Annotated in this window: 18 protein-coding genes; 4 read left to right on the forward strand and 14 right to left on the reverse strand. The window is 60.0% G+C overall.

Going from position 1 to position 22,889, the window contains the following annotated elements:
* Positions 1 to 84 precede the first annotated feature (84 nt).
* From QF010_RS13065 to QF010_RS13115, 11 genes are read right to left on the reverse strand one after another with little or no spacing between them, the layout of a single operon-like run.
* On the reverse strand, positions 85 to 1,518 hold the full coding sequence (locus QF010_RS13065) for a vWA domain-containing protein (RefSeq protein ID WP_429533255.1): 1,434 nt from the start codon (positions 1,516 to 1,518) through the stop codon (positions 85 to 87).
* A 56-nt stretch (positions 1,519 to 1,574) separates the two neighbouring features.
* The gene (locus tag QF010_RS13070) at positions 1,575 to 2,081 is read right to left on the reverse strand and encodes a hypothetical protein (RefSeq protein ID WP_033060716.1); all 507 of its coding nucleotides are present in this window, start codon (positions 2,079 to 2,081) and stop codon (positions 1,575 to 1,577) included.
* Positions 2,082 to 2,085: 4 nt separating this feature from the next.
* On the reverse strand, positions 2,086 to 2,820 hold the full coding sequence (locus QF010_RS13075) for a hypothetical protein (protein ID WP_033060714.1): 735 nt from the start codon (positions 2,818 to 2,820) through the stop codon (positions 2,086 to 2,088).
* Positions 2,821 to 2,854: 34 nt separating this feature from the next.
* Positions 2,855 to 4,399, reverse strand: a complete 1,545-nt coding sequence (locus QF010_RS13080) for an SUMF1/EgtB/PvdO family nonheme iron enzyme (protein WP_429533256.1) — start codon at positions 4,397 to 4,399, stop codon at positions 2,855 to 2,857.
* Entirely contained in the window at positions 4,389 to 5,612 is a 1,224-nt protein-coding gene (locus QF010_RS13085; RefSeq protein ID WP_429533257.1) for an ABC transporter permease, read from the reverse strand. The genes QF010_RS13080 and QF010_RS13085 overlap by 11 nt, the downstream gene beginning before the upstream one ends.
* The gene (locus QF010_RS13090) at positions 5,596 to 6,297 is read right to left on the reverse strand and encodes an ABC transporter ATP-binding protein (RefSeq protein WP_429533258.1); all 702 of its coding nucleotides are present in this window, start codon (positions 6,295 to 6,297) and stop codon (positions 5,596 to 5,598) included. Before QF010_RS13090 ends, QF010_RS13085 begins: the two co-directional genes overlap by 17 nt.
* 10 nt (positions 6,298 to 6,307) lie before the next feature.
* Positions 6,308 to 8,299 (reverse strand): vWA domain-containing protein, encoded by a 1,992-nt coding sequence (locus tag QF010_RS13095; protein ID WP_429533281.1) that lies wholly within the window; start codon positions 8,297 to 8,299, stop codon positions 6,308 to 6,310.
* Positions 8,299 to 9,342, reverse strand: coding sequence for a hypothetical protein (locus QF010_RS13100; protein WP_033060707.1), 1,044 nt, complete (start codon positions 9,340 to 9,342; stop codon positions 8,299 to 8,301). The genes QF010_RS13095 and QF010_RS13100 overlap by 1 nt, the downstream gene beginning before the upstream one ends.
* A 3-nt stretch (positions 9,343 to 9,345) precedes the next feature.
* Entirely contained in the window at positions 9,346 to 12,057 is a 2,712-nt protein-coding gene (locus tag QF010_RS13105) for a putative virulence factor (protein ID WP_429533259.1), read from the reverse strand.
* Entirely contained in the window at positions 12,054 to 15,119 is a 3,066-nt protein-coding gene (locus QF010_RS13110; protein WP_429511602.1) for a virulence factor SrfB, read from the reverse strand. The genes QF010_RS13105 and QF010_RS13110 overlap by 4 nt, the downstream gene beginning before the upstream one ends.
* A gap of 17 nt (positions 15,120 to 15,136) precedes the next feature.
* On the reverse strand, positions 15,137 to 16,543 hold the full coding sequence (locus tag QF010_RS13115) for an SrfA family protein (protein WP_429533260.1): 1,407 nt from the start codon (positions 16,541 to 16,543) through the stop codon (positions 15,137 to 15,139).
* 267 nt (positions 16,544 to 16,810) lie between these two features.
* Between QF010_RS13115 and QF010_RS13120 the strand changes: the two genes are divergently transcribed.
* Positions 16,811 to 18,022: an aldose 1-epimerase family protein gene (locus tag QF010_RS13120; protein ID WP_429533261.1), complete on the forward strand. Its 1,212-nt coding sequence runs from the start codon at positions 16,811 to 16,813 to the stop codon at positions 18,020 to 18,022.
* A 5-nt stretch (positions 18,023 to 18,027) separates the two neighbouring features.
* On the opposite strand, the gene QF010_RS13125 is transcribed toward QF010_RS13120, so the two are convergent.
* Positions 18,028 to 19,521 (reverse strand): YifB family Mg chelatase-like AAA ATPase, encoded by a 1,494-nt coding sequence (locus tag QF010_RS13125; protein WP_033060699.1) that lies wholly within the window; start codon positions 19,519 to 19,521, stop codon positions 18,028 to 18,030.
* Between the two features lie 775 nt (positions 19,522 to 20,296).
* On the opposite strand from QF010_RS13125, the gene QF010_RS13130 reads away from it, so the two are divergent.
* Complete coding sequence (locus tag QF010_RS13130) at positions 20,297 to 20,575, forward strand: type II toxin-antitoxin system RelE/ParE family toxin (protein WP_082459222.1); 279 nt, start codon at positions 20,297 to 20,299, stop codon at positions 20,573 to 20,575.
* A gap of 8 nt (positions 20,576 to 20,583) precedes the next feature.
* Positions 20,584 to 20,889: a HigA family addiction module antitoxin gene (locus QF010_RS13135; RefSeq protein ID WP_030129123.1), complete on the forward strand. Its 306-nt coding sequence runs from the start codon at positions 20,584 to 20,586 to the stop codon at positions 20,887 to 20,889.
* 50 nt (positions 20,890 to 20,939) lie between these two features.
* On the opposite strand, the gene QF010_RS13140 is transcribed toward QF010_RS13135, so the two are convergent.
* Both QF010_RS13140 and QF010_RS13145 read right to left on the reverse strand, forming a co-directional pair.
* On the reverse strand, positions 20,940 to 21,461 hold the full coding sequence (locus QF010_RS13140) for a BRO-N domain-containing protein (protein WP_429533262.1): 522 nt from the start codon (positions 21,459 to 21,461) through the stop codon (positions 20,940 to 20,942).
* Positions 21,462 to 21,846: 385 nt separating this feature from the next.
* A complete protein-coding gene (locus tag QF010_RS13145) occupies positions 21,847 to 22,107 on the reverse strand; it encodes an accessory factor UbiK family protein (protein ID WP_429533263.1) in 261 nt (86 codons plus the stop codon).
* A 417-nt stretch (positions 22,108 to 22,524) separates the two neighbouring features.
* Here QF010_RS13145 and glnK point away from each other — a divergent pair, with 417 nt between their 5' ends.
* Positions 22,525 to 22,863 carry a P-II family nitrogen regulator gene (glnK, locus tag QF010_RS13150; protein WP_002555808.1) on the forward strand — a complete coding sequence of 113 codons (339 nt, stop codon included), beginning with the start codon at positions 22,525 to 22,527 and terminating at the stop codon, positions 22,861 to 22,863.
* The last annotated feature ends 26 nt before the right edge of the window (positions 22,864 to 22,889 follow it).

Genomic DNA, 22,889 nt, shown 5'->3' on the forward strand with positions numbered 1-22,889 from the left:
CACTGGATTTGTGATCGACACAAAACCCTGTGGGAGCGAGCTTGCTCGCGATGGGGTCACCTCAATTCAGGATCTGTCCCCAGGCTAGTCACACTTGGCATTGCTCGACACTTCCTTGGTCGCCAGTTTCAACTGCTTGCCCAACTCCGCCGCATTGGTGCTGCTGTAAACCCGGCCACCGGTGTTTTCAGCGATGCAACGTGACGGGCCACCGGCACCGATTTTCACCACGTTGACCCGCAGGCGTGGTTGTTCCCTGGCGATGCGACGGGATACCGCGCAGGCGTCTTTATCGCAACCGTCCTCGCCGTCGACGAACATCACGATCACTGCATCGTTATTGCGCCCGTCGACTTTGCTGGCGGCGTAGGCCAGGCTGTCAGCCAGTGGTGTGCCATCGTTGGGAACCAGACCGCGAATCCCGTTGATCAGCCGCGGGCGGTCGCCAAGCTTGAACACGCCCTGGTCCGGTGTTCTTTCGCAACCGGCGAAGGTGATCAGGCGTGTGTCGATCTTCGGGTCCAGCCCATTGATCATGCCGGCCAGCGATTCCTTGGCGACGTCCATGCGGCTGGGCTTGGCAAAGATCTGCATGGTGCGGTTCGGGTCCAGGTACTTGTTCATCTCATTGCCGAAGAACCAGTCCTCGTCGGCTTTCACCGACTTGATGTTCAAATCCATCGAACCCGAGGTGTCGAGTACCACCACAAATTGCGGGGGCACGGCATCAGGCGCTTTTTTGCGGCATGCGTAGTTATCCAGCGTCGGGGCTGGAGGTGGCGGTGGCGGTGGCGGCGGCGCGGCCACGACCGGTTTTGGTGGTGGGACCGGCTTGGGCGGCGGCACCGGTGCTGGCGCGGGTTCTGGTTTCGGAGCAGGCTCCGGTTCCGGTTCCACGACAGGCTCGGGTACCGGTTCAACCGGTTTCTCCACCGGTTTCTCCACTGGTGTCACCACCGGCGCTACCGGTGGAACCACGACAACCGGTTCACGGTGCAGGAACCACCAGAGCCACAGCGCCAGAAGCAGCAACAGCAGCGCAAGCAAGGCCGCCGCGATCCACCAGCCACGGCGCGACGGCGGTACGACCGGCACCACAGGAATCACTGGCGGCACGATCGGTTTGGGCGGACGCTGGTTCCAGCGCACGACCAAAGGCTCACCGTTGAGGCTGTAGAGTTTGTCCAGCTCAGGCGTGCCGAGCAGGCTGCGCAGGTCTTGCGCTTCCGTCGCTTGACCGCGTCTTTGCAGTTCGTCCGCCAACTGTCCGAGGGACGTCTGACGCACTTCATAGGTTTCCAGCAAACGTCGTTGCGCGTCCTCATTGAGGTCCGCGTAGGGCGTAGGTTGGCCACCCAGTTCGGTCCACCACTCCAGCACGTCGCCGCTGCCCATCCGCGGGATGGCAAAAAGGCTGGCGACGGTCGGCGGAAAGTGTTTCTGGATGAGGGCGACTTTGGCTTGCAGTGCACTCATCCCCTCCGATGTGGCTTGCGCATCCCTGATGACCCGCTGCATGACGACGATTCCTGAAAAAGTGCAGGCCTCCATCGGGAGGCCTGCGGGGTGAAAAGTTACTCTTCGTAGCCGAGGCTGAATTGCAGCTGATTGACCTTCTTCTGCAACGCCTTCAGCTCTTTCTGCTTGGCCGCCAGTGTCGCTGGCGTTGACTTGGCCATTGGTGCCGCTTGCGAAGCCTTGAGCTGCTGCTCGAGATCGGCGATCTGCTTTTTCACCTGGGTTTCATTGCCATGCCGGGCCTTGAGCGAGGTCAGCAATTTACCCAGTGACTGATTCAGCGCCGCCTGGGCTTTCTGCTGGCTGGCCAGGTCGGTTTTGGTGCTGAGCTGCTGGGCCTGAATGTTCTCGTACACCTGACGGAACATTGCGTTTTGCTGACGGGACTCGCTCAGGGCCTGTTCCTTCTGCTTGACCTGATCGCTGTAACCACCGGAGTAGTCGCAGTTCATCTTGGTCAGCATGCTGCTGTCGCGATTGGTCGCATCGCATTCGCCCGGCGTGGTCGCGCAACCGCTCAAGGCCAGGACGGCGGTGAGGACCGCCAGTTGTCGTAGCGTCATGTGCTTAGCCCAGGGTGATTGCGGAGCGTTGGCTGTACAGACCGTCGACTTCCTTCTGCAGGGCAGCGACTTTCTGGTTCATTTTCTTAATGTTCATGTCCACCTGCTTGATCTCGGCGCCGGTGGCGCCTTGTGCACGCTCGGCGTCTGCCACCTTGGTGTACTCGGTGACTTTGATGCGCATGTTGCCGAGGTCTTTACGCAGGCGCGCGATGTTGGAATCGATCTCGGCGATTTGCGCCTGGGCCTGGCTCCTGTCGACTTTCTTGTTGGCGATGTCCTTTTTGATCCGGGCGATTTTCGCCTGATCATCTTTGATCACTTGCTGAGCGGTCGCGGTACGGGCGATCACGTTCTGGGTGTCTTGTTCGACGTCGCTGTTCATTTTAGCCAAGCGGGTGGAGGTGTCGGCGTATTCGCTGCGACGCTGATCCAGATAGTAGTTCGCGCCCATGGCCACACCACACGCGGTAATACCGGCGGCGATGGCGCAGACACCCTTGTTGTTGCTGTTGGACAGTGCGCAAGCGAGGATGCCGACACCGGCACCGACGGCGCAGGCCTGGTAGCCGGACTTGCTGAAGAACTCAGCGTCCTGGCCCTGGGTCAGGCGCGGGTCGGTTCCGTCGCTGTCGCCGAGCATGGAGCTACCGGTGTTGGCGCAACCCGTCAGCAGCAGGCTGCCGGCGACAACGAAAGCGATCTGTAGCTTGAAGCGAGTCCAAAGGCTGCGCGACATGGTGAAACTCCTCGGTAACGGTGTTGAAATGTTGTTATTGAGTAACGGTTTTGCAGCTGTTCAGCCAGGCTTCAGTATCGATCTTCTGCTTTTGCAGGAACGCCTTCTGATTGGCCCAGTGGGTGCGCAAGTAAGGTTTGAGGTCTTGCAGCTGTTTGTTGCGGGTGATGATTTCGTCCATCACCGGGACCTGCGTTTCAAGCAATGGCTGGCCGTATAAGGTCGCCGATTCCACCAGGCTGCTGGCGTAGTAACGGCTGAGTTTGTGCAGGCGATCCTTCTGCTCGTCGAGCTTGCCTTTGCGCATGTCGCAACTGGCGTCTTTGTCCGCGCTTTCGCAGTTGAGTTTGTAGTTCTTTTGCAGGAAGTCCACGTACTGGCCGTCGTCTAGCATCTTGGTGCACAAGAATGCGCCCAGATTGAGGCTGGCGCGAATCGCCTGGTCGCGGGTTTCTTCCTGCTGCTGGTTACTGGCGCGCAGCTTGTTTTCCAGGGCCTGGAGTTTTTCCTTGAGCGCTTTGTCTTCGACGCCCGAGGCGAGGCTGTTCAGAGATTGAACCGTGCCTTTGTCGGCGGATTCGGTTTCCTTGCTGCCGGTACCGAGTTTCTTCCAGCTGCTTTCGATGCTGGCGACGCGTTCGCGAGAGGTGAGGGTCGGTGAGACCATGACCAGGCGCAGGCCGGTGGTTTTGTTTTTCACCTGACCGTCGGCGTTGTAATACGGCTCTTCCTTGCGCAACGCAGTTCGCAGGTCGGCCTGAGCGGTCAAGTAGTTGCCGCCACGCACCACATAGCCGCCGGCCTGACCGTGCTGGCGATCAAGTTTGTTCAGGCGAAACGGCTCGAACATCATTTCGTCGACGTTGCCGAGCATGTCATGCAGACCCAGCGGATTGGGCTTTTGCAGACCGGACAACTGCACTTTGCCGTTGGACGATTGCGCCCCGGCGAACCACTCGTAGGCATTCATGCCCTCCGGCATCGGGTAGTGCGTGTCGCGAAACTCTGCAGCAGCGACTTCGAGCCCGCCGCGCGCAGCGAACTCCCACTCGACTTCAGTCGGCAGGCGCAGGAAGCCCAGTGCGCCGTCCTCCTTGGGCAACTTGTTGGCGGCGTTTTTGCGCAGCCACAGGTTGTACTTGTCGGCGGCTTCGATGGCTTGCACCCAGCTCACGGCCGTTTGCGGTACGCGCATTTTGGTGGCGGCGGTGGGGCAGGTTGCTTCGGTCAGTGCGGCGTATTGCAGCTGACTCATCTCGTACTTGGCCATCAGGTAGTAGCGGGACTTGTCGTTCTTGGCCCCGGTAAAACTGCCGGCGATAAAGGTCGGGCGGGTCTGTTCGACATAGCCATATTCCGCGCCGTCCTGACCGATGTTGATCGGGTAATCGTCGAGCGGGCCGGCCACCGGAATGAACACCTTGCGAAATACCATGGAGCCTTCGCAGGGCATCGGCAGCACCACGTCGGCGGCGTCCGGCATCGGGTTGTAAAACTTCTCTTCCCAGCCCGCCGCCGAGGCATCGAGCACATAGCCGAGGCTCAGGGGCAACAGCAAGCCAAAACGTTTATAGCTCACGCAGACTCTCCGCAGGTTGGATGTTGATGGCTCGCACGGCGCCGATCACGGCCACCAATGCAGCGACCAAAAAAGTCAGGAGCAGGGCGGCAAGGCCATGCCAGACAGTGATGTGGCAAACGAAGGTGCCGGTGGCCTGACTGCTGCCGAGCAAGTAGTCGAACAGATGACTGCCGACGGCATAAAACCCCAGCCCGCCAACGTAGCCGGCCAGGCTCAGTACCAGCGCTTGCAGGACCACGAAACCGCCGACGGCCCGCCGCTTGAAACCTAACAGACGCAGGACCGCGAGGCTTTTGCGTTTGCGGTCGATGTTGGCCAGGAACGCGCCGACCATCGACGCCACGCAGCCAATCAGCGCCGCCACGGCGATCACGCCGAAGATCAGCCCCAGCACATGGTTGATGGCTTTGACATTGTCGATGTCGGCCAGCCGGCTCGACGTTTCGATGTGTTGTTCGTTGAGCCAGTGCTCCAGCGGTGCGACTTGATCGATGTCGCGCGCATACACGCGGGCGCGGGCATACAGCGGTTGCAGATCGCCCAGAGGCTTGCCGGTGATAACGCCGAACGCACTGACCTGATAACCGTCGCGAAAGCGCTCCAGGTCCAGCAGCAGCGGCGGGGCGACAAACCCGGCCGCGCGGCCGAAGCGGGCGCCGTCGAGCACCGCCAGCACCGTCAGGGTCATCTCTCCTCGTTCATTGACACCTTCCAGGTGACGCAACGCGCGCAGTTGCACGCTGTCGCCGGCCTTGGCCTGTAAACGTTGCGCGGCGCTGGCGCTGAGGATCACTTGATTACCGACAGGGGTGAGCGACGACAGGTTCAGCTGTGGATCGCCCGGTTCGGTGGCAATGATCTCGGCGCCTTCGACAAACCGCTGCATGCCGATCAGCAGGTCAGCCTGGGTATTGAGCGAGCGCGTCTGGCCGAGGGCAAAACCGGTTTCGGGGCGCAGGCGCAAACGCTCGATCCAGGCCGTGTCGTAGTTGCCGTTGCTGAGCATCTTCACTTCAAGGTTGCGCGGGTCGCGCAGCAGTTCGTCCTGCAACTGGCTGACCACCCCGTGCTTGAGCCCGAACAGCAGCAACAACGGCGCAATCACCGCCACCAGCGATGCGGCGATGCACAGCGACACCTTGCGGTCGTGCCAGAGGTCTTGCAGGGCCAGTGAGCCCAGCAGGCGCAGTCGTTCAGTCCATCGGTTCAAACGATGTCTCTCCCTCACGGCTGATCGCACCGAGGCGCGGCAAGCCGAAATCCTTCAGCAAGGCCCAGTCATGGGACACAACGAGCGCGCTCAAACCCATGCTCGACACCAGGCTCAGTAGCAACTCGAACAAGCGTCGGGCACTGTGGGGGTCGAGCGCGGCAGTCGGCTCGTCGGCCAACAGCAGCAGCGGTTCATGGGCAATTGCCCGCACGCAGGCCACGCGCTGGCGTTCGCCGATCGACAACGCTTGAGGGTGTTTGTTTAGCAAGCCTTGCAGGCGCAACACGTCAACCGCATGGTCGATGTGCGCGCTCTTTGCCGGCATCCCGAGCAACCGGCGTGGCAGGCTGATGTTGTCCCGCACGCTCAGGAACGGCAGCAAGCCGCCACTCTGCAAAATGAACCCCAAATGCTGCGAGCGCACGGTCGCCAAGGCTGGCTGGTCGTCGTTGGCAAGCAGTTGGGCGATATCCTGACCCTGCGCCGCGCCCAGCCGAAACCGCTCGAGCTCCATCGGCGCGAGCAACAGGCCGATGGCTTCGAGCAACGTGCTTTTGCCGCTGCCGCTCTCGCCGGTGATGGCGAGGATTTCCCCGACACCGACCTGCAAGTGGGGCAGGCGCACGTGATGGGCCAGCGCGCCTTCACCACGGCGCACCAGCAGGTTCTTGATATCGAGCATCGGCGTCTCGTTAAGGCATCATTTCCAGAGGTACGGGGTACACGTTGTCCCGTGCATCGCTGTCCTTGGCTAAAGCCACCCAACGGTCGACATCCGCGTTGTACCGCTGGTAATGCCGCAGTTTGGTGTTCAGCGTACGGATGAATTTCTCTTGCGCCAGACCGTCCCAGCTCTTCCAGGTCTCTTCATCCAGGTTCAGCACTTCACTCTGATAGGGCAGGTCTTCGAGGTACTCGCCGAGGACGCCCATGTCCGCCAGTTTGGCGTTGCTGTTTTGCTTGAGCTGATTGGGATCGGCGCCCATGGTCGCGGCTACCGAACGCAGGCGATCGAACATTTCCGTCGGCGAAATCAGGCCTTCGTTGGCGGCATCGAGAATCTTCTTCATCACGTCGCTCAAGTCGCTGAGCTGGGACTTGGTCAGCAGCACCCGCACATCGGTGGTCGGGATGTTCTGCTTGATCAGGTCACGGTCAGTGATCCATGCCTTGAACACCGGCGGGGCCTTGCTGTTGGTCTTCTCGCCGAGATAGGCGAGTTGCATGGCGTGGCCGATCAGCGCCGCGTCTTCGAGCATCTTCTTCTCGGCCGGGTCCTGCTTGGCGTTCGCCGCACTGCCGATGGCGTCTTCGCCCATGTAGGCGGCTTTCACCTGAGTGGTGATCGCTGCGGCCAGAGCGTCGACCTTGCGCCCGAATTCATTCACATCGCCAGCGTTCACCGGGTAGTACAGCGAGGTGTTGGTGCCCGGGTAGGTCGACAGGTTCCGGTACTGCGCTTCGGCCTTGGCGTGGTCCTTGGCCCCGGCGGGGGTTTTCAAGTGCAGGGTGTAAATCGCCACGCCCGGGTTGGCGGCTTCTATACGCACCTGCGCGGCGCTCAAGCCGGTCTTCGACAGTTTGTCGTCGCCTTCGATGGCGCCCGCGTCGGTGATCAGCACCACGTAGCGCGCGCCGAACTGGCTCCAGTCGACCTTGTCAATGCTGTCCATGACGCCGGCAAACGAGTCTTCATCGAAGCTGCTGCTCGACACGTTGGCCTGTTTGAGGTCGGCGATCTTGGCGAAAAAGTCGGCGCTGTCTTTCACCTTGGTAGGGTCGGCGTACATCTTGGTGGTGTATTCCAGCCCCGGCACCGCTTGGGTGTTGGAGCGGAAAGCGACCATGCCGAACTTGACCTGCTTGCCGAGGTTCTGCGCTTCGATCCGCTGATAAACCTTGCGGATCGCCTCGCGAGTACGGTCAATGTACGGGTCCATCGATATCGTCGAGTCGATGACAAACACCACCGCTGCACTGAATTCTTTCAGTTGGTTGGACGTTTTGTCCGCGGCTTCCTTGCCGCCGGCCGCGCTGTTCGCAGCACCGCCCTTGGCATTCTTGTCATCCGGCTTGCTGACCGACGCGACGTTGAGCAGGCGCGTGCGGAAACCGCCTTCGGTCATGACTTCTTCGCCGCTGAGCACCGGCAGCAGGTAGAACTGCTTTTGCAGGTCGACGAAGTATTCAGGTTCCTGAGCCAGTACACCCGGTGCTTGTTGGCCTTTTTTCAACGTGGCCCGCAGCGGCGCGACTTTGCTGACAGGGTCCGGCGCATCGAGGATGCCTTCGACGGTGGCGCGGTCCTTGAAGAACAGCAACCGGTCGCGGTTGGCCGGGTTGGTGAAGGCCAGTGTCAGCTGCATCTTCCAGTCGGTGGTGCAGCTGGCAGGAAGCCAGCCAATGGTTTTGCCATAGCTGTCGGGGCCGACTTTCAGCCATTCGGCGTTGTTCGCTTGGGCGCGCTCGTACACATAAAAGCGGCTGAAGACCGGTTGTGCGTCACCGGCGGCACCACCCGCTGTGGGGCTAATCTTGCAGCCCGGCGTGGTCAGCACGCGTTGGAACAGGGTCTTTTTACCGGCCTGGATCAGTGGTTTGTCATCGGCCTGGGATAACGGGCTGATACACAGCGCCAACAATGCGGCGCCGCTCAACAGGAATCGACTCACGGACGAACGCATCACTTCTGCAACTCCTCGAAACGCTGCTTGGCTTCGGCGTTGTTCGGGTCCTGGGTAAGAATAGTTTCGTACCAATAGGCCGCCGTGGCGTTGTCCGCGGCCGGGAAGCACTCGCTGGCCTTCAGGTATTTAGGGTCGTATTCGCGGGCATAGGCGTTGGCGATCAGCGCGTCACCGGCCTGGGCACGGTTGGCGTACAGGCGCTGGGCGACACCGCAGTGTTTGCCGGTCTTGGCCTGGTTGATGATCTCCAGCAACTTGGCACTGTCGGGCGCAGCCTTGATGCAGGTCTGGACGAAGGTCAATTCGGGCAGGCTGTTCATGCTATCGAGGGTGCAGGCTTGAGCGTCGGCACCGGCTGGTGCGGTGGCAGGGGCTGCGGCTACCGGGGCAGGCTGCGGGGTGCGTTTGTAGAACCAGAATCCGGCGCCCGCGGCCAGCAGCAACACCACGACAATCAACAGGCCGATCAGGCCTTTGTTGCTTTTCTTCACCGGTGCGGGAGGCGGTGTGTAGGCGGGCTCGGTGAGCACCGACTCCAATTCCAGTTCTGGCTCGGCGGTGGAAAGGGTTAGCTCAGGCAACTCCGGGATTTCCGGTGCCGGTTCCGGTGCATTCGGTGCCGGTGCATTTGGCGCCGTCAGTTCGGCGCCACCGTAAGTTGAGCGCGTCTGGCCGCCGGCCGTGGACGGCAACACGCCAACGCCTGGACGAACCACGCCTTTGTCGGCGTGGCCTTGGCTTTGTTCGCGCAGTTCGATCTGGAATTGCGAGTTGGCGCCGCCTTCCAGCAGCGGGTCGACCACGTCTGGGCCGACCTGTGCTTCCAGGCCTTCGCCGCTGGCCGTGACGTTGAAACGCGAGACCTTGAACCAGAATGGATTGTTGCTCCAGGCCTTGTGGTCCTGGAGGTAAAAACCATCCTGGTTACGCTGAATGGAAAACTCCAGCTGTTCCTCGCCACCCTGCCATTTCTTCACAGTGAGGCGGGCCTGACCAGGCACATTGGGCTCTAACGCGAGCAGGTCGACACGAATTGGCATTGCTTATCTCGCTGTGAAGGCTTTGAGCACTTGGCCCAGCCGTTCGTTCTGTTCAGGGGTGATTTCACGTCCGGCGCCATGGCCGGCATTGTCCTGCGTGAGGCAGGCCAGGCCCGAGAGCCAGTCGCCGAGATACCGCTGCGCCTGATTCGCTGGTTGCGCCGGTAGCACGGGCACTTGTCCCGGACTGATGTCGGTGTAGAACGAGAACAGCGGCGCCTTGGTACCGGCGCGGCTGTTCGGACGCTCGCTTACCGGCTTCTGGAGGTAGCCGAACCAGGACACGAAATCGCGCAGTACCCGTTGTACTTCCAGTACCTGGCGCTCGACCAGTTGATCGCGCCGTGCGCCGCTTTGTGCACGCTTGAGGACCGCACGGCTCAGTTGCCCCGGCAAATCCTGGCGATAGCCGGCGGTGATCAATTCGTCGACCACCGCTTCCAGCAATGCTTTTTCCAACCCCAGGAGGTTGAGCAGGCTTTGCCGGGTGGTCAGTTCACGCAGGTGCGCAATCCAGGCCTTGAATGCCGCTTTGGCGAATCGATGTTCGTTGCTTTGCAGTTCGGGCGCCGGGGTGCCGGTGTTGCTGCTGACCGGCGCGTCGTGGCTCGGGTCGTCACCGAAATCGAAGTCGAAACCGGCGTCATTGCCGTACAGGCTCTGGCTCGGTGTCGGGGCGACTGGCTCGTCGTTCGCGGCCGGCTCGTCATCCGTTTCGTACACGCCACTGAGGTACAGGTCGCGGACCTCTTCGCTCGGCATGTCGAGTTGATCGATCAGCTCGCCGAGCACTGCCGGGCGACGGCCCAGGCCGGTCAGAATCATCTGCGCCTGGGCTTTCTTGGCGGCAGCGGCTCCGTCGCCGTCGGCGTGGTACCAGGTGCTCAGACCGTGAGTGGTCAGGCCTTCGAGGCATTCGCTCAATTGCTCGCGGATGCGCTGCAGTTTGAATTCGAGATTGGCCACGCCTTTGAAACTGCTGCTGAAGTGGCTGATGCCACCGTCATCGTTGCGCAGCATTTCTTTCCAGGCGTTGGCAGGATCGTGGATGTGTTTGCACACCAGGTCGTTGCTGACAAAGCTTGTACCCAGGGCATCGACTCGCTCCTGGTAGCTGGCATTGAGGCCGGTTTCCGCACCCGTTGCGTCTTGCTCGATGAACGCCGCGTCCATGCGTGGTTTGCGCACCAGGAAGGTGTTCTGGAACGGTGTGCCGGCCCAGTCGCTCATCCAGCTCAGGCTGCCGAAGCGCTCCAGCATGGTCAGCTTGACCATGCCGTTCCAGCTCTCGTCGTACTGATCAGGCGTCAGGCTCAGGGAGTTGGTGATGCGCAGGTCGAGCATGGTCAACGCCCAGATCAGACCGGTGTCGCGCTTGCTGCGAGCGGCCGAGTCGGCGCCCTGGGTCTTTTCGATCCAGCGGGTCAGCACCGGGCCCACGTCGTTGACGTCGCTCTGCTTGGTCGAGCCGGTGCAGACCACCAGCGCGTTCATTTCCTGGTTGTCGGTGTAGCGCTCGAACAGATAGGCGACTTTGCCGCGCAGGATCAGCTGCGAAACCGAGTTGTCCTTGGTGGCGGATTGCGGGTCGTTGGAATCGGCGATCCCGTGCAGTTTCTTGCGCCCGCGATAACCCGGGAAGTCCAGCAAGTCGACCTGATTGACGATGTCATCCGCTGGCGCTTCGATCAGGCGGAAGGTCATTTCGGCGGTCAGTGCCGCCAGTTGCGCGACCGGGATGCCCTGACTGCTTTGCAGGTGACCGCCAACCAGCGGTCGAACATCAATCGGCAAGTCCTGCGGGCTGCCGAAGCGTTCGAGGATGTCGACGTTCATGATGCTGTCGCGCTGGCTGTAGGTGTCGTTTTCGAAACTCACCAACGCCTTCAATGGCGCGAACACGGTCTCAGGCAGGCCCAGCTTGTGCAACGCACCGGCCAGTTGCTGGTACACGCGCGTCAGCTCGCTTTGCTCTCCCCACAGGATGGAAAACAGCTCGGCGCGTTCCTGGAAATTCAGCCGAGGCGCCAGTTGCAACGCCTTGGGCCAATACAGGTGTTCGAGTTTCTTCACCGAGTTGCGGAAGTTGTCCCGCAGGTAATCCCACAGCGACACCAGATCATCGGCGTTGACGCCCGTTTGCAGTGGCCCGGTTTCACGGCCTTCGAACGGCTTGAGCACGCGCTGGATGCGCTCTTCGTCGATCTCGTAGGAAATGCGCTCAAGGTCGAAATCCTTGAACCAGGAGTTGGCGAGAATCTTCGCCAGCTCGATTTCCTTGAACAGCGTGAGCTCTACCGGAAAGTCATTGTCCTGACTCTCCGTCGCCCGACGGCTGAAGCGCGTCACCAGACCGGTGGCTTCCTTGCCACCACCCACCGGGTTGATGTGCTTGATGAAGTCCAGGCGCTGGCCACCGAAATCAGTTTCCAGTTTGCCGTTCTGACCGGCGGCGAGGGCCGAGATCAGGTAGGACTTGCCGGCTTGCGACAAGCCGAAAAAGCCAATGGTCATCGGCGTGCAGGCCACGCGACCGAGGCTGTGAGCCAGGTTGCGGGCGCGGTGCAGGCGGATGTTCAGGTTGTCGGCTTCGCTGTCCAGGCGTGGCGCGTTGCCGCGCGTCTGGGCAATCCAGTCCAGCGCCTGACCGGCACCGTTATAAACAGCGGCCCAACTGGCAGAGAGCTGAGTTTGATCGGGGGTCAGATCATTCATTTGCGTTTCACACTTCCACTGTCGAGCCAGTACTTGGTCTCGCTCAGGCCGGCGTCGAGCATGGTGTTGAGTTCCAGTTCGAGGTCGCTGCGCGGGTTGAAGTTGACGTTGCTACTGTTGGATTCGATGTCGCGAACCGAGAGGCGGTCGCTGACCAGATCCTGCTTGCGTGTGTACTTGTCCGCCGGCTTGACCTCGAACCGCACCTTGAGCAGCGGCGAGCTGCCGTTTTCACCGATCGCGCGGGAAAACTTCTCCCGACCGGCCTTGGTGAACCGCAAGGTATACAGCGGCGAGGCGGCCCAGCGGTCGGCGGCCAACTGACGGAAACCGAGGCGCAGATCGCCGCGCATTTCCAGCTGTGGCGTGTCGGCGGCATCGCCAACGCCGATTTCCGGCAGCTTGATTTTATAGTCTTCGGACTGGATGTCGCGGTACAGCACGTCGGCATCCTTGATCACGTTGTTCAGGTCGATGACCCCGATATTCTTGACCGTCGAATACGGCTTGAGCGCCGACGCACGGAAGTAGAAGTTCGGCACGCTGTGGTTGGCGCACAACAGGCAGAGCATCGCGCCGACCGATGCGGTGCTTTTCGGGTCGTCGATCCGGCCGTTCTTGTGGAACGGGTACCAGCCGCCAGTGCGGTAGTTTTGCAGCGCCAGAATGCGCCCCGGTGGCAGCGGCAGCACCTTGCGAATGAACGCCTGGATGCCAGGCAGGCGGGAAGGGCGGCCGGTCAGCAGCAAGACATCGCACGGGTAATGCGCGACCACTTCACACAGCGCACCGAGAATCTTGGTGATGTTGATCTGGTCGTTGAGGAACGCGGCGTGAAGCTTCTGCAGGTCGAAACTGATCGGCGCGTCATACAGGTCGAAACCGCTCTGACCGCCGACATCGCGGCGCACGGCGGCGTTGACGTAGTCGAGCACGGTCTGGCTGATCGCGTTGTCACCGAGCAATTGGCGGTAGCTTTGCGGGGTGACTTCTTGTGGCACTTGCGGATCGTAATGCTCGTACGCCTTGAGCAGCGCCAGGCCCAGCGGTGCGAACACTTGCAGGTTCAATTGCTGGCGCAGGATCATGTCCTGGGCGCTGACCGATTCATCGCCACACAGGCGTGACATCAGCGAATCCGGGGCTTTCACACCGGCGTTCTGCAAGGCTTTTTCGAAGCTCGGCAGGACGAAGTCCTGAATCACGTCCAGCAGGATGTCATCGCCGGCCACTTTGAAGCCATCGCGAAAACGCTGCTCGGGCACGATGTGCACGTTGCTGCCGCTGCCGGTGTTGCCGGCACGGTCGAGGCGATAGTCAGTGATCACCAGGTCCGTGGTACCACCGCCGATGTCGATGGTCGCCAGGGTGATGCGTTCGCGGTCGGTCTTGTCTGGCCGGGCGATGGTGTCAAAAAACTCTTCTGGGTGACCGGCGAAATTCTCGTTGACCTCGGTGTACAGGTACACCAACTGACCGCAGGACGCTTCGTCCCATTCCACGCGGATGCTCGGGATCGGCGTACGCGGGCTGACAGCCTGATCCTGATGCGGGTCTTCCTCGCCGGCATGCCAGCCGAGGCTTTTCCACACCAGGCCGATGGCTTGCAGCATGCGTTCGTTGAGAATGCTGCGCTCGGCCTGCGGCATGCCCGGCGGCACGGTCAGGGTGATGCTGTTGAGTTGGCGCGGCACGCGGGTGTGCCCCTGACGCGAGCGCTGGGCCGGGCTGTTGATTTGTGACAGCGCCTGGGCCAGTACTTCAGCGAGCATGAAGGTCATCAGCGAGCTGCGCGAATAACGCGGCATGAATACCGGCAGGCGATCGTCTTCTTCAAGGCTGTAAAGCGCCTCGCCGGTTTCATTGATCAGGTGCGAGAACGGCGCGGCAGTGGCGTACGGCTCGCTGTCGGTCTTGATGTACGAGCAATTGAAGCGCCAGCCGTGGCCGTAGGCGTTTTCGTCCCACAGATAACGTTTTGGGCTGGACAGGCCAGTGGAGCCTTCGGTACCACGGCGACGGCTGGCCAGACGGCTGGCCTCATTGCCGACGCGGGCAATCGTTGCCCATTGGAACGCATCGTGCCGGCCGCTTTTGACCGAGCAGTGGTCCTTGCCGAAGTACGCCTGGGCGAATTCCACACGGCTTTCGAACGGCAGGTTGTAAGTGTGTTCGGGGGTGATCAGGTCACGCAGTTCCAGCACGTAGTTCTGTTTCAACCCGGAACCGGCCTGACCGTGGTTTTCGATCAGGATGCCGCAAGTGCGCGAGTTGCCGACGTCCAGCACCAGGTCCACCGGAATCGGTTTGACCAGGCCATTGCTGTCGTTGGCGACGACTTTCAGCTCAGGGATTTCAACTTTCGCACGGCTCGTCGACTGCTGGGCGGCGGACGGATTGCTCAGCAGACTGAGCAAGTTGAGGTAGTGCGCCAAGTGATAGTTGGCGCGGATGTCAGTGTCCAGCTCTGCGCGCGAGCGGTGGGCATTGCCCTCGTTGAACACTTCCAGCAGCCACTCGTTGACCCACGGCTGGGCCAGGAACCAGCGGGTTTCGCTGGCCTTCGTCGCCAGTTTGAAGGACACGCCGGAGCTGATGTCTTCTTCGTTTGGTGCCAGGTAAGCGGTGCCGTCACGCTTGGGCATCACGCGGCTGTCGAAGGCCATCGTCAGGCGGTGGGTGTTGCCGTCAATGTCGGGCGTCGCCAGTTTGACCAGGCGCATGCGCGACCAGTTGGTCGGGCCTTCGTCGAAGCGGTACGGCGGCATGAAGCGGAAAAACGGGGTCGGCAGCCAGACACCGTCGAGCAGTTCAAGGCTGCTTTTCATGTCGACGCTGAACGCAGGTTTGGCTTTTTCGACCTTTTCCGGCTCCGGCTCGTAGAAAAAGAAGTCTTTCTCTTCGTTGTACGACAGGCGGCAGATCAACCCGCTGATCATCGGCGCGAACTCGCCCGCCGGTTCTTTGCGAGGATCCAGGCGCAGGGCGAAATCCATGAACTGGATGCCGGTGTCGCTGACCAGCGTGACGGTGTCTTCGAATTGGGTGACTTCAGGCAACATGTCGGGTTATTCCGTTTTTATTCGGCCACGTGCCGCATGGACATGGGGAATTGTTCTTTGCCATAACCGCCGGTGCAGTCTGCGACGGTGGTCGCCCCTTTGCGGCAGTTGACCTTGGGCATGTCGTAAGTGCTGCCATCGCCACACACGGCCTGGCCCTGACTGTCGATGGCCAGGCTGCCACCCTTCATAGTAGCGCTCACCGGCCCGGTGCATTTCGTGCCGTCGGCCTGGTGTACGGTGACTTCGCCCTTACCGTCCTTGAGCTGGTATTCCAGACGCAGGGGTTTGCCGGTTCGGCTGTCCTGAATACCGGCACCGGCGCGGAACTGACCGTCGAGGAACTTGGCGGCACCGTCGGCGGCGTCTGGCGGAATGCTCAGGGGAGGGCCGGGTTTTGCGGCGGCGGATTTTTCGGCCTCGGGCGATGTGATATCCGGCGGCGCAGTTTTGTTTTCGGGCGGGGTGGCGGGCGATTCGGCTGCCGGGTCTTTGGCCGCGTCTTGGGCAGGGTCATTGGCTGCGTCTTTGGCTGGGTCTTTGGCCAGGTCGGCCGGCGCTGCATCAGCCTCTTTGCCCTCGACCGCCGGCGCTTCCACGTCATGGGGGCCGGTCACAGCAGTGCCGGTTCCAGTGGTGGAGCCTACAACGGTGCCCGTCACCGGAACGCCGTTCAGCGTCGTGGCATTGCCGGTCAGTTGCGGCTCTTCCAGCCGTTTTTCCACCGGCACGATGCCCTCAGGCAGCAGGTCTACCGCCACCAACGGAATCGGCACGCAACCGCGCAGACCGAGCAACAGCCACAAAAGCAGCAGCAGGAACGGCAGCAGCAACAGCCACCACCAGCGACGCCACCACGGACGAGCAACCACCGGCACTACCGGCGCAACGACAGGCGCGGCTTCGACCACAGGGGGAAGCGTGAACGCGGGCGGAACTTGATAGAGGCAGTGCAGGGGATCGCGATTGCCGGTACCGGCATGCTCGAAACCCCAAAAGGTCAGCACCGGCTTGCCTTGCACCAGGTAGACGAAATTCTCGTCGGGGAAATGAATCACGCGCTTGAGCAGCTTGCCGAACACGGCTTTGTCACCTTGCTGCTGTTCGCCGGAATCAGTGCCCAGGAAACGCTGGCTCAATTCCTCGAGCGCGGTCTTCAGCGCTTCGAGTTGGCGGCGGGCAGGGGCGCGTTCTTCTTCAGTCGCGCTGCTCCACGGGATCACATCGCCGTCGAGTCCGCTGTACCAGTCAATCTGGTTGCCAAGTTCATCGCTTTGAGGGATGGCCAGATGATCGACCATTTCAGGGTTCTTGCGGCGAATGGCTTCGCGCAATTGCAGGGCCGCCCGGTAAACCGGTTGACCTGTCTCGCCCAGGGCTGTGAATGACCCGCTCTTACCGCTGCGTAATAGTGCCCCGCGCATTCAAACTCCATATGTTCTGTTGCGCAAAAATGACAGACAAAGGTGTCTGTTCTTGCTCCTGCAATTAGCCGGCGACCTTAATGTCATAATGATGTCGCCGTCAATCTGCCGGAGGCCTCGAAACCGTATGAGACTAGCGTAAGCGTGCGTAGGTTGCATGGGGTCAATTTTTATTCGCTTGGGGAGGCTCGGGTGTCAGCTTTTTAAGCTTGCTGAATCGTTTCATCAGCGTTATAAAAAATGCACAACTCCAAGAAAGGCTTCCCCATGACTCCGCTCAAATTCCTCGTTGCCTTTAGCGCTCTGTCCGCCACCCACGCCATGGCTTGGGACTACGTCCTGCTCGACAGCGACAAGGCTGCCCAAAACTGGCAGATCACCAGCCAGCAACTCGGTGTGAAAACCGACAAACCCTTCTCCGTGACCCTTCGTAATTTGCATGGCGGTCGGCAGGAGGGCGTCAGCATCGTCGACATCGATAACGGCACAATGAAACTCTCGGTGGTCCCCACTCGCGGGATGAACGTTCTGCAGGCGTCGGTCGGTAATGTGCGCATGGGTTGGGATTCGCCGGTCAAGGACGTGGTCAATCCGTCCTTCATCGAACTCAACGGTCGCGGCGGGCTGGGCTGGCTTGAGGGTTTTAACGAACTGGTCACCCGCTGCGGCTATGAGTGGGTCGGTCACCCAGGCATGGATAACGGTGAATTGCTGACGCTCCACGGTCGCGCCGCCAACATCCCGGCCAGCAAAGTCACTTTGCACATCGATGAAAAACCGCCTTACGCCATCAGCCTGCGCGGCGAGTTGAAAGAGCAGGCGTTCAAGAAAGTCGACTTCTCGGTGATCACCGAACTGGTCACTGAACCCGGCAGCGCAGCGTTCACCCTCAACGACACCCTCACCAACAATGGCGATTATCCAAAGGAATACCAGGCGCTGTATCACAGCAACTTCAGCACTCCATTCCTGGAACAAGGCGCCCGTTTCGCTGCCCCGGTGAAACAGGTCTCGCCGTTCAATGACAAGGCCAAAGGGGATCTGCCGGATTGGCAGACTTACCGTGCACCGACCAAGGACTATGACGAGACGGTTTACAACGTGGTGCCTTATGGCGACGCCAAGGGCGACACACTGACCGTGCTGCATAACAAAGCCGGGAGCCTCGGGGTTTCGGTGGGTTTCAATACTCAACAGTTGCCGGTTTTTTCGTTGTGGAAAAACACGGATACGCAGGGACAGGGGTATGTGACCGGGTTGGAGCCGGGGACGAGTTTTTCCTACAACCGTCGGTATCAGCGGCCGCTTGGTTTGGTGCCGATGATTGGGGTTAAAGAGCAGAGGCAGTTCCAGATCCGGTATAGCTTGCTGGCGGATAAAGGGGCTGTGGATAAGGCTTTGAAAACGGTGAGCGACATTCAGGGTGGTCGGGAGACTGAGGTGCGGCAGGCGCCGTTGGTGGATTTGACCAAGGAGTGATTTCATCAGCTGGAGGTTGGCCGGTATTGCAGCGCTTCAGCCAGATGGCCACGAGTGATGTCATCCAGCTGCTCAAGGTCTGCGAGGGTTCGCGCAACTTTGAGCAGTCGATGCGCCGATCTGAGTGACAAGGTCAAACGCTCGCAGGCCGTTTCCAGCCAGGCTTCGTCGGTTGTGGATAACTTGCAGTGACGGCGCAGCCCCGGCAAATCAAGGAAGGCGTTGGCGCAACCCTGGCGTTTGTGTTGCCGCTCCCGGGCGTCGGCGACCAGGACCGCCGCAGTGGCGGTGTCATCGCCGGGTTTGAGCGCAGGATTCAACGCCGTGGCTTCGCGGGCGACGGTCAGGTGCAGGTCGATCCGGTCCAGGAGAGGCCCCGACAATTTGTTGCGATAACGCTGGACCATGTCCGGTGTGCAACTGCATTTGCCGCTGGGTTCGCCGAGATATCCACAGGGGCAGGGGTTCATCGCGGCCACCAATTGAAAGCGCGCCGGAAACCTCACGCGATCCTTGGCGCGGGAAATCACGATGTGACCGGACTCCAGTGGCTCCCTTAAAACCTCTAGAACTTTACGGTCGAATTCCGGAAGCTCATCAAGGAATAGAACGCCATGATGGGCGAGTGTGATTTCGCCAGGTTGTGGCTTCGAACCACCGCCTACCAACGCCGGGCCGGAAGCTGAGTGATGAGGCTGGCGGAAGGGTCGTTGCGGCCAGTGGCTCAAGGGTACGCAACTGGTGACTGATTGAATGGCTGCGACTTCCAGCGCCTCGTTTTCGGCCAGTGGAGGAAGCAGGCCTGGCAAACGACTCGCCAGCAGCGTTTTCCCGGTCCCGGGCGGACCGCTGAACAACAGGTTATGAGCGCCCGCCGCCGCAATCAGCAATGCGCGCTTGGCCGAGATTTGCCCCTGCACCTCATTCAAGTCGGGATACGGCTTGCTGGCGTAGAGCAACCCGTTGGAAACGTAGGGCTCGACTGGCGAATGTCCATTGAAGTGCGCAACGGCTTCCAGCAGGTGATCCACGGCAAACACCTTCAACCCTGACGCAAGGCACGCCTCCTCGGCGTTCGCCCGCGGCACCATCAGCGAGCGCCCGGCGTTTCGTGCGGCCAGCGCAGCCGGCAACACGCCCCTCACGGCACGTACCGCGCCTGACAGCGCCAACTCACCCAGGCATTCAATGTCATCCAGCGTCAGCGTCGGCACCTGCACGCTGGCGGACAGAATCCCCAGGGCAATCGCCAGATCAAACCGCCCGCCGTCCTTCGGTAAGTCCGCAGGCGCGAGATTCAGCGTGATGCGCCGCGCCGGGAATTGCAGGCCTGAATTGATGATCGCACTGCGTACCCGATCCTTGCTTTCCTTCACTGCCGCTTCGGGTAAACCGACCATCGTCAGGGACGGCAGACCGTTGGCCAAATGGACTTCTACGGTGACGGCGGGCGCATCGACACCAATCTGGGCGCGGCTGTGGACGATGGAGAGGGACATGGTCGTTCCTTGAGCTTTACGGGAACCGCTTCCTGCGGTTTTTTGAAGGGTAGTCGGGGGCGCGTGACGGCGCAGGCGCCAAATTTTCGCAGGATGTTGCGAGTGTCTTTCTGATGGGTGAAGCGTAAGGGAGTGGGGATTTACGACGTAATCAGTCGTGGGATGAGGTTGTTGTAGGACGTTGCCTGGATCTATGAAGGACGGCGGCGAAAGCTGAATCGAAGGCGAAAAAAAACCGCCTTGAGGAGGCGGTTTTTTGTTTGCAGGCTTCGGTGGAGCCAAGACCTGCACATCCTCAACGGAAACACTCACGGTGCTGAGACTATTCACCTTTTGTTGTCGAATCAAGCGTAGCGGGTGCCCTATAACCGGCGAGCCAGCCGCTTGGTTCCAATTCTTTACCGCGAGCCGCAGCGACCTCAAAAAAGTGACGTTGAGTGGCTGATACGTTCCCGGCCAGTCGGAGTGCCTCCGCATGATATCCAGCGATGAGTAGCAGTTTGGCTTTTCGTTTTCCGGGTTTCATAGCGATCTCTTTTGGATTTGAAGATGGTTTTACAGGTGGGTCAGCTTAAGAGGTGAGCGCGGTAGTGATGCAATGAGAATTGGTGCTCCTTTTTGTAGGAAGCGTCTTGGATTAAAAGGAGTTCTGAAGGCCTTTGGTAGTCCTTTTCCTAAAGCTTTGAAGGGCTGGCCAAGAGTCGCATTGGCGCATTTGCATAAGTGAATTCAGGTTATACACTCAAGATTAATGCATAACGTTAAGCTTTAAATTATGATCGTTAGCTTTAAGTGTTCTGAGACCGAGTACCTGTTTCGCAACGGTAGGACCCGTATGTGGTCAGCCATTTTGAGTGTCGTGGAACGAAAGCTGACGATGCTTGATGCTGCTGCCGTACTGATTGACCTTCGATCACCGCCGGGTAATCGCTTGGAGGCGTTGGGGGGAAATCGAAAAGGTCAGCACAGCATCCGTATCAACACTCAATGGCGAATTTGCTTTGTTTGGGGTCTTAACGGGCCAGAAAATGTCGAAATCGTCGATTATCACTGAGGTGAGTAATGACTAAGAATGGTATGCGCCCGGTTCACCCTGGCGAGATCCTCAAAGAGGAATACCTAGAGCCTCTGAGCCTTACGGCGGCAGCCTTGGCTAGAGCATTGAGCGTTTCGACACCAACGGTGAACGATATCGTGCTCCAGCGCCGGGGTGTCAGCGCTGATATGGCTTTAAGGCTATCTATCTGTCTGGACACGACCCCGGAGTTTTGGCTGAACCTGCAATCGACTTATGATTTGCGCAAAGCCGAGATTGAACGAGGGGCAGCGATCCGGGATCAGGTTGAGCGGCTTCCGCACTGCGCCTAATCCTGAATTCGTGAACCAACCCCACGCTACAACGTGGGGTTTTTTGTCGTTCAGAATGCCTGGAGTATTCGGGAAGCACGCTTCCACCACGGTGCATTAACCGCACGCTGCGGCCGTTCACTGTCGGGCAGCATGTGCGGAACATCCTGCAACCGAATCCACGGCTGGTTATTCCAGTGCAGCAAACTCAACGACATCTCCGGCCAGTTCAGCAGGCTCAGAATCGGGCGTTCGGTTGACGTCGGTTGTTGGGCATCTCTGAGGGCTGGCACTACGTCGTGGGTCAGCCATTCGCGCAGGCCTCGGTATTCGGGGCAGTAGTGGTAAACCAGCAGGGCGTAGACGCCGGACTCGCTGATTAGCAGGGTGTTTTCGATGGTGCCGTGGGTGAGGACTCGCGCGGACTGATGTTGATCGGGGTCGAGTTTGCGGACGGCGCGTTCGTCGAGGTAGAGGCGAAGCAGGCGGCCTAGGTCTCGGGCTCTGAACCAGGGTTGGTTTTGTAGGAGGAGGGCGTGGAGGTGGAGTTTGTGGCGGGTGAAGATGTGTGGAGTCAGATAGTTTTCGTCCATGGTGCAGTACCCAAATTCGCTTGATAGATGACTGCCACTTATCGTCGCCAAACAATAAGGGTGGCAGCTGCGTGCGGGTTGGCGAACCGGCCAAGCGAATACCGGCAGACCCGAAGGTCTCCCACACACAGCCGCCATATAACGAATCGAGGGAAATACCCGATATCGAATGAGGTTGCGTGCATAGCTTGGTTCCAGGTCGCCAAACCCAGTGCTGAATAATTCAGCTGAGAATGAGCTTAGGAGTCGGGGCTTTGCGACGCTATCGGACGGCGGATGTGATCTTTGTAGGACTCAGCCTGGAATTAGCGCGGAATCCGTAATGGTCGGAAGGTCGTTCCGACCTTATCGCGAGCAAGCTCGCTCCCACAGTTGATCGGTGGTGTTATTCGGCCGGTGGAGTGAGCTTCGCTTCCAGTTCCGCCACCTTCGCCTCAAGACTCTCCAGTCGTGCCCGAGTGCGCGCCAACACAACCATTTGGCTATCAAACTCTTCCCGGCTCACCAGGTCCAGCTTGCTGAAACCACTCTGCAACAAAGCCTTGAACTGGCTTTCGATTTCGCTTTTCGGCAGTGGAGTGTCGCCGCTGAAGAGGCGCGAAGCGGTGCCGGTCAGGGCGTCGAGGAAGTCTTTGGGTGCGAGCATGGCAAATGTCCTGTCAACAATGGCGGGCAGTGTATCACGCAGTGTCTATAGTCAATTCCGGCGGCAGGGATGCACGCTTTTCGCGCATGCGGACGGACGGCATCGCACCGTTGTTGTGCGTAACGCGTCAGGTGTTGCGGCGATGTGGTTGGCATCTACGGCCAAAGGCTTGAAAACTGAGGGTTTTGTGGAGATGGCAAGCTTTCTGCTTAGTCAGTAGCAACCCATGCACTGATGCAGTCGCTGTGACGAATGCAGTGCGCCAAGCGGAACGGGGAGTTGTTTCGTGAGGAGCGGTTAGCTGGCGTCGGACGGGCAGGTAAGGCCGACGATGCGTTACAAAGCCAGGCACTGCGCTTAGACTTGAGTCGGGTTTGTTTTCCTGGGGCAAGTCCACCAATTCGGGAGAGAGTTTTCATGAAGCTAGTCACTGCCATCATCAAGCCGTTCAAACTGGACGACGTACGCGAGTCGCTGTCCGAGATCGGCGTGCAGGGCATTACCGTTACTGAAGTCAAAGGCTTCGGTCGGCAGAAGGGTCACACCGAGCTGTATCGCGGCGCGGAATACGTGGTCGATTTCCTGCCAAAGGTGAAGATCGATGTCGCCATTGACGACAAGGATCTTGATCGGGTTATCGAGGCGATAACCAAGGCTGCCAACACCGGCAAGATCGGGGACGGCAAGATCTTCGTGGTCAATCTGGAACAGGCGATTCGCATCCGTACCGGCGAAACCGATACCGACGCAATCTAAGCCGCCACAAACCCAACGCCCCAGGA

The sequence above is a fragment of the Pseudomonas silensiensis genome (assembly GCF_050434865.1).
GTDB classification, from domain to species: Bacteria; Pseudomonadota; Gammaproteobacteria; order Pseudomonadales; family Pseudomonadaceae; genus Aquipseudomonas; species Aquipseudomonas fluorescens_W.

What these genes read in the sequence shown, in the direction of transcription:
- QF010_RS13065 (WP_429533255.1), bottom strand. Translation starts at nt 1,518, where the DNA reads ATGCAGCGGGTCATCAGGGATGCGCAAGCCACATCGGAGGGGATGAGT.
- QF010_RS13070 (WP_033060716.1), bottom strand. Translation starts at nt 2,081, where the DNA reads ATGACGCTACGACAACTGGCGGTCCTCACCGCCGTCCTGGCCTTGAGC.
- QF010_RS13075 (WP_033060714.1), bottom strand. Translation starts at nt 2,820, where the DNA reads ATGTCGCGCAGCCTTTGGACTCGCTTCAAGCTACAGATCGCTTTCGTT.
- QF010_RS13090 (WP_429533258.1), bottom strand. Translation starts at nt 6,297, where the DNA reads ATGCTCGATATCAAGAACCTGCTGGTGCGCCGTGGTGAAGGCGCGCTG.
- QF010_RS13095 (WP_429533281.1), bottom strand. Translation starts at nt 8,299, where the DNA reads ATGCGTTCGTCCGTGAGTCGATTCCTGTTGAGCGGCGCCGCATTGTTG.
- QF010_RS13100 (WP_033060707.1), bottom strand. Translation starts at nt 9,342, where the DNA reads ATGCCAATTCGTGTCGACCTGCTCGCGTTAGAGCCCAATGTGCCTGGT.
- QF010_RS13105 (WP_429533259.1), bottom strand. Translation starts at nt 12,057, where the DNA reads ATGAATGATCTGACCCCCGATCAAACTCAGCTCTCTGCCAGTTGGGCC.
- QF010_RS13110 (WP_429511602.1), bottom strand. Translation starts at nt 15,119, where the DNA reads ATGTTGCCTGAAGTCACCCAATTCGAAGACACCGTCACGCTGGTCAGC.
- QF010_RS13115 (WP_429533260.1), bottom strand. Translation starts at nt 16,543, where the DNA reads ATGCGCGGGGCACTATTACGCAGCGGTAAGAGCGGGTCATTCACAGCC.
- QF010_RS13120 (WP_429533261.1), top strand. Translation starts at nt 16,811, where the DNA reads ATGACTCCGCTCAAATTCCTCGTTGCCTTTAGCGCTCTGTCCGCCACC.
- QF010_RS13125 (WP_033060699.1), bottom strand. Translation starts at nt 19,521, where the DNA reads ATGTCCCTCTCCATCGTCCACAGCCGCGCCCAGATTGGTGTCGATGCG.
- QF010_RS13130 (WP_082459222.1), top strand. Translation starts at nt 20,297, where the DNA reads ATGATCGTTAGCTTTAAGTGTTCTGAGACCGAGTACCTGTTTCGCAAC.
- QF010_RS13135 (WP_030129123.1), top strand. Translation starts at nt 20,584, where the DNA reads ATGACTAAGAATGGTATGCGCCCGGTTCACCCTGGCGAGATCCTCAAA.
- QF010_RS13140 (WP_429533262.1), bottom strand. Translation starts at nt 21,461, where the DNA reads ATGGACGAAAACTATCTGACTCCACACATCTTCACCCGCCACAAACTC.
- QF010_RS13145 (WP_429533263.1), bottom strand. Translation starts at nt 22,107, where the DNA reads ATGCTCGCACCCAAAGACTTCCTCGACGCCCTGACCGGCACCGCTTCG.
- glnK (WP_002555808.1), top strand. Translation starts at nt 22,525, where the DNA reads ATGAAGCTAGTCACTGCCATCATCAAGCCGTTCAAACTGGACGACGTA.